Below are 14,962 nucleotides of genomic sequence, written 5' to 3'. Positions count from 1 at the left end.
GACACTACTCGCGAGCCGGCGACGCCGTTCCCCGAGCACGGAGCCCGGCAGCTGCCCCCGGTCGGGGATCCGGCCCCGGGCGGTCCGCGTCGCGGTCCACCGCACGGCTCCGCAGGAACACCACCGCCAGGATCGGCAGCAGGACGATCTGCCCCCAGATCCCGATGGTCTGCGCCTCGTCCGCCCAGGTCCGGGCGGAGACACCCACGGCCTTCAGCGCGAACGAGTGGAACCACCCGACGAAGAGCAGCAGGTTCGCGGTCACGTAGGCCACCACCCACCCGAGGCGGATCCGCACGACGGCGAAGAACGGCGTCAACCAGAGCACGTACTGCAGCGAGTCGACCTTGTTCGTGACGAGGTACGCACACAGCAGCGCCGCGCTCGTCTCGATCCAGGGCATGCGGCCGCGCCGGAGCCCGATGACCAGACCGACGGCGAGCACGGCCAGCACGGCCACGGCGGTCGCCGCCGTCGAGAGCAGGTTGAGTCGGAGCTGGACCTCCGGGCTGCTCTGCGCGGACCACGGCTGCAGCGCCCAGTACCAGACCGACAGGGTGCTCGGGTCGATGTCCCGGGTCCCCTGGAAGCGGATCACGGAGAACCACGACGTGGCGTTGACGAGCACGAACGGCAGGTTCGCGGCGAGGACCACGCCGAGCGCGCCGGCCACCGCCCCGGCGGCACGACGGACCCGGTCCGGCCAGGACGGCCCGGCGTCCACGAGGAGTGCGAGGACGAACGGTGCCACGAACGCGAGCGGGTACAGCTTGAACGCTCCGCCGAGTCCGAACAGCGCGCCCACCACGACGGCACGCCACACCGGCGCACGTCCGGCCGGCCACCGCACCGCGGCGAAGACGCCCGCGGTCGTGCACACCACGGTGAGCAGGTCCCAGTTGTAGAGCGCGTAGAGGAACAGCGGCGGTGTCGCGGCGAAGATCCACGCGCGCCGGCCGGCCATCCTGGCGAGGAGGACGGTCACGACCACCACCACCGGCACGAACGTGAGCGCCGTCACCACGAGGAACCCGCGGCTGGACCCGACCGGCAGGGCGCTGAGCCAGGCCCACAGCCCGGTGAGGGTCGGGTACTCGAGCGTGCCGGGCGGCAGGCCGCGGGTGGTCAGCGGCCCGACGTAGGGGAAGACGTGCGATGCGAGGTCGCGGATGCCCCAGAGGCTCAGGGTGTCGCCGAGGCAGGCGTGTCGTGTCACGTACGCCAGGTCGAGACCCTCGCCCGCGCACTGCAGCTTCTGGAACAGGCTCCCGACGGTCAGGCCGACGGCGACCACGCACATCACGACGAGCTCGACGGCGGCGACCCCGCCGGCCGGACGGACGCTGCTGCTGCCGGCGATCGCGCGCGTGTTCACGCGCTCGGCGTGGGCGTCCGCTGCGGCTCCGGCGCTCCGTGCACCACCGACACCTCGTCGTCGCGGTCCACCGCCCGGCTGCGCAGGAACACGACCGCCAGGATCGGGAGCAGGACGATCTGCGCCCAGACACCGATCGACATCGCCTCGTCCGCGTAGGTCCGCACGGTGGTCCCGATCGCCTGCAGGTAGATGTGCCGGAACCAGCCGGCGAAGAGCAGCGTGTTCGCGGCCAGGTAGGCGATCACCCAACCGCTGCGGATCCGGACGAACACGAAGAACGGCGCGAGCCAGAGCGCGTACTGCAGCGAGTCCACCTTGTTCGCGACCAGGTAGGCGCAGAGGAGCGCCGCGCTGGTCTCGATCCAGGGCATGCGACCGCGACAGAGCCCGAGGACGAACCCGGTGACCAGCACCGCGAGCAGTGCCACCGCCGTCGCTCCGGTCGCCAGCAGGTTCAGCGTGTGCTGGAACGCGGGCGAGTCCTCGGCCGACCACGGCTGGAAGGCGTAGTACCAGACCGAGAGCGTCGCCCCGTCGATGTTCCGGATGCCCTGGTAGCGGATCACGGAGAACCACGACTCGGCGTTGATGAGCACGAACGGCAGGTTCGCCACGAGGACCACGCCCACCGAGCCCGCCACCGCGCCGAGGGCACGGCGCACGCGATCGCCCCACGACGCGGTCGCGTCGACGAGCAGGGCGAGGACGAACGGCGCGACGAAGACGAGCGGGTACAGCTTGAAGGCACCGCCGAGACCGAACAGCGCACCGACGACGACGGCCCGCCACACCTGCGACCGCCCGGCCGGCCACCAGACCGCCGCCGCGATCGCGACGACCGTGCACATCACCGGGAGCAGGTCCCAGTTGTAGAGCGCGTAGAGGAAGAGCGGCGGCGTGGCCGCGAAGAACCACGCCCGGCGTCCGGCGACGCGGGCCAGCGCCACGACGGTGACGACGACCACGGGCACGAAGGTCAGCGCGGTGACCACGAGGAACCCGTGCAGCGAGCTCACCGGCAGCGCGCTCAGCCACGCCCAGATCCCGCTGAGCGTCGGGTACTCGAGGCTCCCCGGTGGCAGCCCGTTCTCGCCGAGCGGCTGCACGTACGGGAACACGTGCGACGCGAGCTCACGACTGGAGAACAGGCTCACGGTGTCCGCGAAGCAGGCCTTGCGGGTGGCGGTCACGAAGTCGACCCCGGGGGCGGCGCACTGCAGCTTGTGCAGCAGGCTGCCGATCGTCAGCCCGACCGCGACCACGCACATCACGACGACCTCGAGCACCGAGACGGTGGCCGGCGGTCGGGTCCCTCGCCCGCCGGTCGTGGACGGCGCGGTCGCGGACGACACCACGGCGCTCAACCGACCAGGTTCTGGACGAAGACGTGCGGAGTGAAGCCGGTGAGGTCGTTGATGCCCTCACCCTGCCCGATGAGCTTGATCGGGATGCCGGTCTTCTCCTGCACACTGAGCACGAAGCCGGCCTTGGCCGACCCGTCGAGCTTGGTGATGACGAGTCCCGTGACGCCGGCACCCTCGATGAAGGCCTGCGCCTGGGCGAGACCGTTCTGCCCGGTGGTGGCGTCCAGGACGAGCAGCACCTCGGCGATCTCGGTCTGCTTCTCGACGACGCGCTTGATCTTGCCGAGCTCGTCCATCAGGCCGGCCTTGGTGTGCAGTCGGCCGGCGGTGTCGATCACGACGATCTCGGTGCCGTCGCGCAGGGCCTTCTCGACCGTCTGGTACGCCACCGAGGCCGGGTCCTGGCCGGGCTGCGCCGGTCGGACGACCTCGACCCCGGCGCGCTGCGCCCACGTCGCGACCTGCTCGACCGCCGCCGCGCGGAACGTGTCCGCCGCGCCGACCACGACCGTGCGGTCGTAGGTCTTGAGGAACTTCGCGAACTTGCCGATCGTCGTGGTCTTGCCGACGCCGTTGACGCCGACGACGAGCACGACCGCCGGGCGGTTGCTGAGCTTGAGGGTCGTGTCGAGCTTCGACAGGCGCTCCTCGAGCACCTCGCGGAGCATGCGCTGCAGGTCGGCGGGGTCCGTCGTGCCGTACCGGTCGACGCGGGCGTGGAGGTCCTCGATGACCTCGTCCGCGATGTCGGGGCCGAAATCCGCACCGATCAACGCGGTCTCGAGATCGTCCCACGTGGTCTCGTCGATGGTCTTCCGCTGGAACAGGCCGCGCAGACGGGTGGACAGTGACCAGGAACTCGCCATGCTCCCAGCTTAGGGCGCGACCAGTGGGCGCTGCGCCCGGTATCCTCGGTTCCTGAAGGGGAGTACTCCCGCGCGGCGCACCCGTCAGTACGGTCTGGGACGATCCAGACCCGGGACGCCGGTCGTGTCCGACCAGTCGGTCGACACGGCGGAGGAGACCTTCAGGCATCGGCGTACCCGCTCCGCGGGACGCCCCGAACCTGAAGGACATCCATTGGACGTTCCCCTCTTCGTCTGGCTCCTCACCATCGCGGGCATCCTCGCGCTGCTGGTGTTCGACTTCTACTCGCACGTGCGGACCCCGCACGTTCCGCACATCAAGGAGTCCGCGTTCTGGTCGGCGTTCTACGTCGGGCTCGCGATCCTGTTCGGTGTCGGGATCCTGGTCTTCGGCGGCGGTCAGGCCGGTGGCGAGTACTTCGCCGGCTGGTTGACCGAGAAGGCCCTGTCGGTCGACAACCTGTTCGTCTTCCTCATCATCATGTCGAGCTTCGCGGTGCCGAAGGAGTTCCAGCAGAAGGTCCTGCTGGTCGGCGTCGCGATCGCCCTCGTCGCCCGAGGCGTCTTCATCGCCCTCGGCGTCACGATCATCGAGAACTTCTCGTGGGTCTTCTACCTGTTCGGCGCGCTGCTGTTCTGGCTCGCCTGGTCGCAGGCGAAGGGCGGCGGGCACGACGAGACCGAGGGCGACTCGAAGCTCATCCGTGTCCTGCGTCGCATCATCCCGACCACGGACGACTACCACGGTGACAAGCTCACGGCCCGTGTCGACGGCAAGCGCCTGTTCACCCCGATGCTGCTCGTCATGGTCGCGATCGGCCTCACCGACGTGCTGTTCGCCCTGGACTCGATCCCCGCGATCTTCGGTCTGACGCAGGACGCGTTCATCGTGTTCACCGCCAACGCGTTCTCCCTGCTGGGGCTGCGTCAGCTGTACTTCCTCATCGCTGGGCTGCTCGAGCGCCTCATCTACCTCGGTCAGGGCCTGGCGGTCATCCTCGCCTTCATCGGCGTCAAGCTCGTCTTCCACGCCATGCACGTCAACGAGCTGCCCTTCATCAACGGCGGCGAGCACATCGAGTGGGCCCCGGAGATCCCGATCTGGTTCTCGCTGAGCTTCATCGCGCTGACGATCGCGGTGGCCACGGCCGCCTCGCTCATCGTCTCGAAGAAGCGCCAGGAGCGCGGCCTGACCCCGACGGGCGAGCCGAAGGAGGCCGTGGAGGCCGACGCGAAGTAGTCGCGACCACGTGGCGGACAGGCGCGCCCCGCTCAGCGGCAACGCGAAGCGTTGCGCGGGGCGCGCCGACCGAGCCTGCGAGGGAGGACGGTGCCGGCTGGCACCGCGCCTCCCGTCCGTCTCCGCACCCCGAGACTCGCCCCAGCGGACGGTTTCGCGGTGTCCCCGTCACGAACGTGCCCGCCGAGCCGAGTCTCGCCGTGCGGCCGCCAGCGCGCCAGGGCCAGCGCGGGCCGGGCGCGGGCGCGCTACGCGACCGCGGCCGCGTCCGCGGGCTCGCGCCGCTGCACGCGCTGACCGACCACGGCGGACACGCCGTCCTGCCGCATCGAGACGCCGTACAGCGCGTCGGCGATCTCCATCGTGCGCTTCTGGTGCGTGATCACGATGAGCTGCGACGACTCCCGCAGTCGCTCGAACACGGTGAGCAGCCGCCCGAGGTTGGCGTCGTCGAGCGCCGCCTCGACCTCGTCCATGATGTAGAACGGCGACGGCCTGGCGGTGAAGATCGCCACGAGCAGGGCCACCGCCGCGAGCGAGCGTTCACCGCCCGACAGGAGCGTCAACCGGTCGATCTTCTTGCCCGCGGGCTTCACCTGGACGTCGAGCCCCGTCGCGAGCATGTCGTCGGGGTCGGTCAGCGTGATCGATCCCGTGCCGCCCGGGAACAGGATCGGGAAGATCACGTCGAACGCGGCCTTCGTGTCGTTGTACGCCGCCTCGAAGATCGTCTGCATCTTCGTGTCGAGCTCCTCGATGATGGTGAGGAGGTCGGTCCGGGTCTTCTGCAGGTCGTCGAGCTGCTCCGCGAGGAAGGCGTGCCGCTGCTCGAGCGCCTGGAACTCCTCGAGCGCGAGGGGGTTCACCTTGCCGAGCCGGCCGAGGTCCCGCTCCGCCGCTGCGAGCCGCTGCTCCTGCTCCGCGCGGACGTACGGCACCGTCTCGACGTCGGCGGGGTCGACCTCGTCGGTGGTGTCGAGCTCGGGCAGCGCCGGACCGCCGGGCAGTGTCGACTCGGCGTCGACGAGCCCGGGCAGGTCGGCGTCGACATCGACATCGGCGACGGCGGTCGTGGCGGCGTCGCCATCGGGAGCGTCCGCGTCGGGCGCCGCTGCGGCCTCTGCCGCCGCCCGTGCCCGGTCGGCCTCGCGGTGCCGACGCGCGAGCACCCGTGGGTCGACCAGGACGTCCACCGGCACCGGCACGTCCGGCCCGTACTCCGCGACGAGCACGGCCTCGTTCAGCCCGAGGTCGCTCTGCGCGCGGTCGAGCACGCCGGACACGTGCAGCTTCTTCTCGTAGATCTCCATCTCGAGCGAGTGCACGCCGTCGGTGATGGTCTGCAGCCGCTCGCGGAGCTCGCGCTCCTCGTTGCGGACGACCTGCAGCTCGGTGTTCCGCTTCGTGCGCTCGGCCTCCTCGGTCGCGAGCTGCACCCGGGCCTCGGCGAGCGACCGGTCGACCGCGCCGAGCACGCCCGGCAGGTCGGCGAGCACCCCCTCGGCGACGGCGATCTGTCCGCGCCGGATCACCGCGAGCCGCGCTGCCTCCTCCGCAGCCGCACGCTCCGCCTCGAGCTGCCGCTGCAGACCGGCCGCACGGTTCCGCTCCGACCGGGCCCGCTCCCGCACGGTCTCCACCTGGATGCGCTGCTCGATCTCCGCGGCCCGCGCGGACTCGACGGCGTCCTGCAGCGCCGGGCGCCCGGACGCGTCGACGACGGGTCGCGGTCGCTCCTCGAACCCCCGCAGCGCGTCCTCGGCCCCGGCCAGCGCGGCGTCGACCGCCTCGACCGCACCGTCCGTCTCGCCCAGGGCGGCGCGCAGACGTTCCACCTCGGCCGCGGCGTTCTCCGCCCCGGCGCGGACCGCGGCACTGGAGCGGTCGTAGTCGGCGACCGCCGCGGTGTGCGCGCGCAGCGCGCGATCGGCCTCGTCGGCACGGCGGCGCACGTCCTCGACCTCCTGGCGAGCGGCCTGGAGGCCCGTGGCCGCGTCCGCCGCGTCCGCCGCGACCGCGTCACGGCGGGCCTGCGCGTCGTCGCGTTCCGCCACGAGCTCGATGCGGGAGACCGTGCGCGCGCCACCGCCGGTCACCCGGACGGTGCGGACGAGGTCACCCGACCGCGTGACGACCGTCGCGTGCGGGGCGGCGGCGAGCACGGCCTCCAGGTCGACGTCGTCCGCCACCGCGACCAGCGTCCCGCGGAGCACCGCGGTGATCGCGGTCGGCCCCTGCACCACGTCGAGGGCCGGACGCACGCCCGGCGGCAGCGACGCGGGGAGCCCCGGCCCGTCGAGCTCCGCGTCCGCGACGACGACGTCCACGCGGCCGAGGTCGGCGCCGCGCGCGTGGGCGACCGTGGCGAGGGCGGTGCCGCGGTCGGTGGCGAGGACCGCGTCGGCGAGCCCGTCCAGCGCTGTGGCGATCGAGGCCTCGAACCCGGGCTCGACCGTCAGCGCGTCGGCGAGGCGACCGAGCACGCCTTCGCGCCGGGCGTCGATCACCGCCTGCGACCCGTCCCGGACGTCGATCGACATGCCGAGGGCCGCGACCCGGGCGTCGAGTGCGTCGCGCTCGCGTTCCAGGGCGTGGAGCTGGTCGCGCAGGGTCTCGCGCGCCGTCTGCGCTGCCTCGAGCCGCTGCCGCGCCGTGTCGTGCGCGCCGGCGAGTGCGTCCGCGTCCACCCCGGCGGAGGGGTCGTCCCCGATGTCGTGCAGGGCCCCGGCGGCACGGGCCGCTCGGTCCTCGGCCTCGGCCAGCGCCCGGGTCCGGCGCTCGCGGTCCGCGACGACGGAGGCGCGGCGCGACCGCTGCACGTCCACGGCGTTGCGGAGGCGCTGGGCCTCGAGGTCGTGCTGCGAGACGAGCGCGGCCTGCGCGGCGATCTGCTCGTCGAGGGCGTCCAGGCGGGCCCGCGCCTGCTCGACGGCCGCCGCCGCTGCCCCGGACCCGGCTGCCATCTCGGCGGCACGGGCCTCGAGCCGGTCCGCCTCGGCACGGACGCCCTGCACCCGCTCCGGCGTGATCGTGGGGCCCTGCTGCGGCGCGTCGGCCTGCTGGGCGAGGAACATCAGGCGCTGGTTCGCCAGGCTCGACAGCCCGCGGAGCCGCTCCTGCACGCTCTCCAGCCGGTGCACGACGGTCCGGGCGCGGTCGACGGCGTCACCGACCATGCTCTGCTCGACCTGCTGCTGCCGGGCACGGGTCTGGTCGAGGCGCTCCTGCAGGACGATGCGCTCGGACTTCCGGCCCGTCTCGACCTCCTGGTGCTCGTGGAGCTCACGGCGCAGCCGGACGACCTCGTCGGCCAGGAGGCGGGCCTTGGCGTCGCGGGCCACCGCGGCGACGGACTGCGCCTTGCGCGCGACCTCGGCCTGCCGACCGAGCGGCTTCAGCTGCCGACGGATCTCCCCCGCGAGGTCGGACAACCGCGTCAGGTTCGTCTGCATGGCGTCGAGCTTGCGGAGCGTCTTCTCCTTGCGACGCCGGTGCTTGAGGATCCCGGCGGCCTCCTCGATGAAGCCGCGGCGGTCCTCCGGCGTGGCGTGCAGCACCTTGTCGAGCTGGCCCTGCCCGACGATCACGTGCATCTCGCGACCGAGCCCGGTGTCGCTCAGGAGTTCCTGCACGTCGAGCAGCCGGCAGTTCTCGCCGTTGATGGCGTACTCGCTGCCACCGTTCCGGAAGAGCGTGCGGGCGATCGTCACCTCGGAGTACTCGATCGGCAGCAGGCCGTCGGTGTTGTCGATGGTCAGGAGCACCTGCGCGCGACCGAGCGGACCGCGCGTCGAGGTGCCCGCGAAGATGACGTCCTCCATCTTGCCGCCGCGGAGGGTCTTCGCGCCCTGCTCCCCCATCACCCAGGCGAGGGCGTCCACCACGTTCGACTTGCCCGAGCCGTTCGGGCCGACGATGCAGGTGACGCCGGGCTCGAACGCGAACGTCGTCGGCTGCGCGAAGGACTTGAACCCCTTGATGGTCAGGCTCTTCAAGTACATGCGGGTCTCCGGGTGCTCGGTTGCGCGTCAGGCTAACGCCTGCGTCGGCGCGGAGCGGGTTGGCACACGGGGCACCGGTGGCTCGACCGGTTCATGAAGGCCTCGCGCACGATGGTCGTGCCGCAGCGCGGGCACGGCTTCCCCTGCTGCCCGTACACCGCGAGACGCTGCGAGAAGTACCCGGACTGCCCGTTGACGTTGACGTACTGCGCGTCGAAGCTCGTCCCGCCGTCCTCGAGGGCACGGGCGAGCACGGTGCGGACCTCGGCCAGGAGCCGGTGCAGGTCGGCCCGCGGCAGGCGGTCGGCCGGACGGTCGAAGTGCAGCTGCGCGGCCCAGAGCGACTCGTCGGCGTAGATGTTGCCGATGCCGCTCACCACGCCCTGGTCGAGCAGGACGCGCTTGATGCCGCTGGAACGCTTCCGCGCCATCGCGACGAAGCGGTCGTCGTCGAACGCGGGGTCGAGCGGGTCCCGGGCGATGTGCGACACCTGGGTCGGGATGCTCCTCCGCCACGGCGCGTCGGGGTCGTGGGCGTCGACCGCACCGGCGGACCCGGCCGGGGCCCCGTCGACGGTCGGCACCATCGCGTCGATCGCCATCGACCCGAAGGTCCGCTGATCGACGAACTCCAGCGCGACCGGCTGCTCGGGACGGCCGTCTCGGTCGGTCCCCGTCGGTTGCACGTCGATCAGGATGCGGCGGTGCCTCGCGGCCGGTCGGTCGCGGCCGAGCAGGACCTGACCGGACATCCCCAGGTGGGTGACGAGTGCCTCGGGTCGGTCGCCGTCGCGCTCGGGGACGAGGGGGAACCACATGAACTTGCCACGGCGCACGGCCGCGGCGATCGTGCGGTCGGTCAGGCGTTCGGCGAAGTCCTCGGCCGGGCCGTCGTGCCGGGTGAGTGCGCGGTCGTCGACCACGTCGACGTGCAGCACGCGGGCACCGCTGACGGCGGGTTCGAGGCCGGCGCGGACGACCTCGACCTCGGGGAGTTCGGGCACGCGGTCAGGCCGCCCGGCCGGAGAGCCGCGTCCACGCCTCGAGCGCGGCGGCCATCTCGGCGGTCTTCTTGCTGGTGCCGGACCCCGTCGACACGTCCTCGCCCTGCAGCACGACCGTCGCGTGGAAGGTCTTGTCGTGGTCGGGGCCCTCTTCGGTCACCCGGTAGGCCGGGTTGCCGAGGGACAGGCTCGCGGCGAGCTCCTGCAGGCTCGTCTTCGGGTCCATGGCGGCGCCGAAGCGGTCCGGGTCGACGAGCAGCGGCTCGACCAGTCGCAGCACCAGGTCCGTCGCGGCGTCGGGGCCCGCGGACAGGAACGTCGCACCGATGACGGCCTCGACCGTGTCGGCCAGGATCGACGCCTTGCCCCGGCCGCCGGTCTGCTCCTCGCCCTTGCCGAGGCGCAGGTAGGAGCCGAGCCCGATCATGCGGGCGATCTCGGCCAGGGCGACCGTCGAGACGAGGCTGGCGCGCCGCTTGGCGAGCTCACCTTCGTCGAGGTCGGGGAACGACCGGAAGAGCTTCACGGTCACGGCCTGGCCGAGGATGGAGTCCCCGAGGAACTCGAGGCGCTCGTTGTGCTTGATGCCCCCGTGCTCGTACGCGTACGAGCGGTGCGTGAGGGCGAGCTGGAGCAGCTCGGCGTCGATCTGGACGTCGAGGATGCCCTGCAGACGAACGACGTCCGGCCCCACGGGGCGGGACCCCGTGGCGCCGGACGTCGCTGTCATGTGGTCCGGTCCGATCAGACGTCGGCGACCTTGCGGCCCTTGTACTCCATGTACAGGGCGGTGCCGGCCGAGTCCTCGACGACCTTCGCGCGGTGCGGGAGGCTGTAGGTGACCTTGCCGTTCTCGATCGTCTTCACGAGCTGGACCGGCGCGGCCTTCCACTGCGAACGACGGGCGTGCGTGTTGGCACGGGACTGCTTGCGCTTGGGAACGGCCATGGTGGTTCTCTTTCGGTTGGTCGGTGGTCAGGGTCGAGGTGCGTCAGGCCGTGCGGCCGTCGCCCTCGGGGCTCTGGGTGGGGGTGCTGTCGTCGGCATCGGTGCTGTCGGCGTCGGTGCTGTCCGCGTCGGCGCCCCGGAAGCCGCTCAGCGCGGCCCAACGCGGGTCGACGACCTCGCGCGGGGTGACCTCGCCGAGGTCGGCCAGCCGCTCACCCGTGACGGGGTCGAGGCCGGGGCAGTCCGGCCGGCAGACCGGCTGGAACGGCAGCGCCAGCACTACCGCATCTCGAACGACCGGTTCACAATCCACGTGGTCATCGTGAACGAAGAAGTCGAAATCCTCCGAGACATCGTACGCGAACAGCTCGGCGAAGTCGACTTCGACCGGTTCGCTGATGTCGATGAGGCAGCGCGAGCACTCCCCCGTGGCCTCGGCCGAGGCGTGTCCGGAGACCAGGACACCCTCGTGCAGGCCCTCGAGCTTCACGTCGAGCTGCAGCGTGGCGCCCTCGCGCACGGCGATGACGCCGGCGCCCATCGCGTCCGGCACCTCGACGTCGAGCGAGTGCTCGCGCATCTCGCCCGGCCGGTGCGCGAGGTCGCGCACGCGCAGGGCGAAGGGGCTGTTCACGGGGGAAGACACGATCGACGAGTCTACCGCGATCTCCTGCGGACGTCGAGGACGCCCGGGATGCGGCGTGTCAGCGCCCGAGGTGCTCGGCCAGCGCGTCCGCGACGACGACGGGCACGTAGGGCGTCACGTCGCCCCCGAGCGTCGCGACCTGGCGGATGAGGGAGCTCGACACGTGCGCCCGCGACGCCTCGGGCAGCAGGAAGACCGTCTCGACGTCGGCCAGGTGCCGGTTCATGATGGCCATCGGTGTCTCGTACGCGACGTCCTCGCCCGAGCGCACACCCTTCACGAGCACACCCGCACCCACCTGTCGGCAGTAGTCGACCAGCAGGCCGGAGGTCCACTCCCCGACCCGGACGCTGTCCGGTGCCCCGGTCTCGACGAGGGACTGCTCGATCAACCGCACCCGGTCGGCGGCGGCGAACATCGCGGGCTGCTTGTCCGGGTTGTGCACGACGAGCACGTGCACCTCGTCGAACAGCCGCGCGGCACGCCCGATGACGTCGAGGTGCCCGAGGGTCACGGGGTCGAAGGAGCCGGGGACGACGGCGATCTGGGCCATGTCCGTCACGCTACCTGCCGACGGCGTCAGTTCTTCCCGAGGAACGCGGCGTCGGACTCGTCGAGCCGCCGTGCCAGGGCTTCGCGCAGGGCGGGGTGCTCCCGCAGCTCGGGGTCGGGCTCGAGCACGCGTTCGGCCTCGCCGCGTGCGTCGACGATGAGGTCGGCGTGCTCGACGACGCGGAGCAGGTTCAGCGACGACCGGCCGCCGGACTGCCGCTCGCCGAGCACGTCGCCCTCGCGCCGGAGCTCCAGGTCGACGCGGGCGAGCTCGAAGCCGTCGTCGGACGCCGCCACCGCGTCGACGCGCTCGCGTGCGGTCGTCTCGGCCTCGGCGGTCGTCACGAGCAGGCACACCCCGGCGTACTGCCCACGACCGATGCGACCGCGCAGCTGGTGGAGCTGGGAGACCCCGAAACGGTCGGCGTCGAGCACCGCCATCATCGACGCGTTCGGCACGTCCACGCCGACCTCGATCACGGTCGTCGCGACGAGCACGTCGACGTCGCCGGCCGCGAAGGACGTCATGACGCGGTCCTTCTCGTCCGCGGTCATCCGCCCGTGCAGGACCTCGATCCGTCGGTCCTGCAGGACCGGCATGGCCCGCATCCGCTCGGCCGTCGCGAGCACCGTCGCCGGTGCGTGCTTCGGCGCGTCGTCCTCGGCGGGCTCGGGGCCGCCGTCGTCCTCGGCGTGGGCGTCGTCGATCGCCGGGCAGACCACGAAGGCCTGCCGCCCGTCGGCGAGCTCCTCGGCCATCCGGGTCCAGATGCGCCCCTCCCACCCGGGGTGCTCGGCCAGCCCGACGGCGAAGGTCTCGACACCGGCACGGCCCGACGGCAGCCCGGTGATGGTGGACACGTCGAGGTCGCCGAACACCGTCATCGCGACGGTGCGCGGGATCGGCGTCGCGGTGAGGACGAGCACGTGGGGTGGGGTCGCGCCCTTCGTCCGCAGCGCCTCGCGCTGCTCGACGCCGAACCGGTGCTGCTCGTCGACCACGACCAGACCGAGCTCCGCGAAGTCGACCCGGTCGCCCAGCAGCGCGTGCGTGCCGACGACGAGCCGTGAGCTGCCGGATGCCGCCGCGAGCAGTGCCCGGCGCCGTTCGTCGGTCGACTGCGAGCCCGTCAGGATGACCGGCCGGAGCTCGGCCGCCAGGTCGGGGCCGAGGAACTTGACGATCGACCGGAGGTGCTGCGCCGCGAGCACCTCGGTCGGGGCGATGAGGGCCGACTGCCCACCGGACTCGGCGACCGTCAGCATCGCCCGGATCGCGACCAGGGTCTTGCCGGAGCCCACCTCGCCCTGCACCAGCCGGTGCATCGGCCAGTCCCCCGCCAGGTCGTGCGCGATCTCGGCCCCCACCGCCTGCTGGTCGTCGGTCAGGGTGAACGGCAGCGAGGCGTCGAAACGCTCGAGGGTCCCGCCGGGCGCCGCCCGACGCGGGGTGGCAGCGGTCGCCCGGGCAGCGATGCGCCGCTGCACGAGGGCGGTCTGCAGCACGAATGCCTCGCGGTAGCGCAGCGCGTCCTGCGCGCGCTTGAAGTCGGCGACCTTCTCCGGACGGTGCAGGAGCTCCAGTGCTCGGCGGAACGGCACCAGGCCGAGTCGCGTTCGCGCGGGTGCCGGGATCGGGTCGGGCACGTCGGGCAGGGTGTCGAGGACGACGGCGATCGCCTTCGCGATCTGCCACGAGGTCAGCGACGCCGTCGCCGGGTAGATCGGGATGGGCTGCCGTGACCAGCGGATCGCCTCTTCGTCCTCGGGGTCCGCCGTCGCGCGGGGGTCGTCGCGGTCGAACAGCTCGTAGTCCGGGTGGGCGAGCTGCCGCGCACCCCGGTAGTCGCCGACCTTGCCGGCGAAGATCCCACGGGCACCGGGCACGAGGTCCTTCGTGCGCCACCCCTGGTTGAAGAAGGTGAGCGTGAGCAGGCCCTTGCCGTCACCGATCTTCGCTTCGAGGATCGAGCCGCGTCGAGCGCGCATGGTCCGTTCGCGCACGTCGATGACCTCGGCCACGATCGTGACCGACTCGCCGATCGCGAGCGAGTCGAGCGCGGTCAGGGCGCCGCGCTCCGCGTACCGCCGGGGTGCGTGCTCGAGGAACTCACCGACGGTGCGGTACCCGAAGGCCTTCTCGATCGCCTTCGCCGTCCGTCCGCCGAGGACCCCGCCCAGCCGGGCGTCGAGGGGCGCGGGGCCGAGGTCGGGCCGCACCGGCGGCGCCTCGGTGTCGGGGGTGTCGGAGGTGACCACGCGACCACGGTACCGGGCCGGTCCGACGCACCGCGCGCCTCCCGTCCGGCCTGTGGAAGCCGTGCACGCCGCTACGGTGGCTGCATGACCCGCATCATCGCCGGCGCCGCCGGTTCCACGACGCTCCGGGTGCCGAAGTCCGGCACCCGGCCGACGAGCGACCGCGTGCGCGAGGCCCTGTTCTCGTCGCTCGGCGCGCGCGGGCTCGTGGAGGGCACCTCGGTCGCGGACCTCTACGCGGGGACGGGCGCCCTGGGGCTCGAGGCGGCGTCCCGCGGGGCGGCGGAGGTCGTGCTCGTCGACCGCGCGTCCGCTGCCGCGCAGGCGTGCCGGGCGAACGCGAAGGCCGTGCAGCAGCGGGTGCCGGGGGTGCGGATCGACGTGCAGCCGCAGCCGGCGCTCGGCTACCTGCGGAGCACGGTGCGGACCTTCGACCTCGTCTTCGTCGACCCGCCGTACGAGGTCGCCGAGCAGGAGATCGCGGACGTGCTCGAGGCACTCGTGCTGCGCCTGACGGCGGGCGCGGTGGTCGTCGTCGAGCGGAGCAAGCGGTCGCCGGAGCCGACGTGGCCGGCCGGGTTGGAGCCCTTCAGCAAGCGCAGCTACGGTGAGACCGTGGCGTGGGAGGCCGTCACCCCGGCCTGACGCGGGGCGTGCGGACGCGGGCGGTCGGACGCGGGCGGCCGGGAGGCCCGGCGCGGCTC

At 72.3% G+C, this 14,962-nt stretch carries 12 protein-coding genes; 2 read left to right on the top strand and 10 right to left on the bottom strand.

Annotated elements, in window-relative coordinates:
• Positions 1–4: 4 nt before the first annotated feature.
• Genes M3677_RS02110 through ftsY form a run of 3 tightly spaced genes read right to left on the bottom strand, consistent with a single transcriptional unit; the run spans position 5 to position 3,608 of the window.
• Positions 5–1,375, bottom strand: a complete 1,371-nt coding sequence (locus tag M3677_RS02110; protein ID WP_066654844.1) for a hypothetical protein — start codon at positions 1,373–1,375, stop codon at positions 5–7.
• A complete protein-coding gene (locus tag M3677_RS02105; protein WP_251159678.1) occupies positions 1,372–2,742 on the bottom strand; it encodes a hypothetical protein in 1,371 nt (456 codons plus the stop codon). Before M3677_RS02105 ends, M3677_RS02110 begins: the two co-directional genes overlap by 4 nt.
• Positions 2,739–3,608: a signal recognition particle-docking protein FtsY gene (ftsY, locus tag M3677_RS02100; protein ID WP_251159677.1), complete on the bottom strand. Its 870-nt coding sequence runs from the start codon at positions 3,606–3,608 to the stop codon at positions 2,739–2,741. Before ftsY ends, M3677_RS02105 begins: the two co-directional genes overlap by 4 nt.
• Positions 3,609–3,822: 214 nt before the next feature.
• Here ftsY and M3677_RS02095 point away from each other — a divergent pair, with 214 nt between their 5' ends.
• On the top strand, positions 3,823–4,848 hold the full coding sequence (locus M3677_RS02095) for a TerC family protein (protein ID WP_066654849.1): 1,026 nt from the start codon (positions 3,823–3,825) through the stop codon (positions 4,846–4,848).
• A gap of 248 nt (positions 4,849–5,096) precedes the next feature.
• Here the strand turns inward: M3677_RS02095 and M3677_RS02090 are convergent, their stop codons facing one another.
• The 7 genes from M3677_RS02090 to M3677_RS02060 all read right to left on the bottom strand — a co-directional run bounded on the left by M3677_RS02090 (position 5,097) and on the right by M3677_RS02060 (position 14,219).
• Positions 5,097–8,849, bottom strand: coding sequence for a chromosome segregation SMC family protein (locus M3677_RS02090; protein ID WP_251159676.1), 3,753 nt, complete (start codon positions 8,847–8,849; stop codon positions 5,097–5,099).
• Between the two features lie 32 nt (positions 8,850–8,881).
• On the bottom strand, positions 8,882–9,853 hold the full coding sequence (gene mutM / locus M3677_RS02085) for a bifunctional DNA-formamidopyrimidine glycosylase/DNA-(apurinic or apyrimidinic site) lyase (RefSeq protein ID WP_251155122.1): 972 nt from the start codon (positions 9,851–9,853) through the stop codon (positions 8,882–8,884).
• 4 nt (positions 9,854–9,857) lie between these two features.
• Positions 9,858–10,583: a ribonuclease III gene (gene rnc, locus M3677_RS02080; protein ID WP_066654858.1), complete on the bottom strand. Its 726-nt coding sequence runs from the start codon at positions 10,581–10,583 to the stop codon at positions 9,858–9,860.
• 14 nt (positions 10,584–10,597) lie between these two features.
• Entirely contained in the window at positions 10,598–10,801 is a 204-nt protein-coding gene (gene rpmF, locus M3677_RS02075) for a 50S ribosomal protein L32 (RefSeq protein WP_058728177.1), read from the bottom strand.
• A gap of 43 nt (positions 10,802–10,844) precedes the next feature.
• On the bottom strand, positions 10,845–11,411 hold the full coding sequence (locus M3677_RS02070; RefSeq protein WP_308201956.1) for a DUF177 domain-containing protein: 567 nt from the start codon (positions 11,409–11,411) through the stop codon (positions 10,845–10,847).
• A 94-nt stretch (positions 11,412–11,505) separates the two neighbouring features.
• Positions 11,506–12,000, bottom strand: a complete 495-nt coding sequence (gene coaD / locus M3677_RS02065) for a pantetheine-phosphate adenylyltransferase (RefSeq protein WP_066654861.1) — start codon at positions 11,998–12,000, stop codon at positions 11,506–11,508.
• 26 nt (positions 12,001–12,026) lie between these two features.
• Positions 12,027–14,219 (bottom strand): ATP-dependent DNA helicase RecG, encoded by a 2,193-nt coding sequence (locus M3677_RS02060; RefSeq protein ID WP_066658366.1) that lies wholly within the window; start codon positions 14,217–14,219, stop codon positions 12,027–12,029.
• Between the two features lie 123 nt (positions 14,220–14,342).
• Here M3677_RS02060 and M3677_RS02055 point away from each other — a divergent pair, with 123 nt between their 5' ends.
• A complete protein-coding gene (locus M3677_RS02055) occupies positions 14,343–14,903 on the top strand; it encodes an RsmD family RNA methyltransferase (RefSeq protein ID WP_251159675.1) in 561 nt (186 codons plus the stop codon).
• Positions 14,904–14,962 lie beyond the last annotated feature (59 nt).

The sequence above is a fragment of the Curtobacterium sp. P97 genome (assembly GCF_023712445.1).
In the GTDB taxonomy this organism is placed as follows: Bacteria; Actinomycetota; Actinomycetes; order Actinomycetales; family Microbacteriaceae; genus Curtobacterium.
The sequence above is the reverse complement of the archived record's forward strand: the minus strand, read 5'-3'. Positions and strand labels throughout refer to the sequence as shown.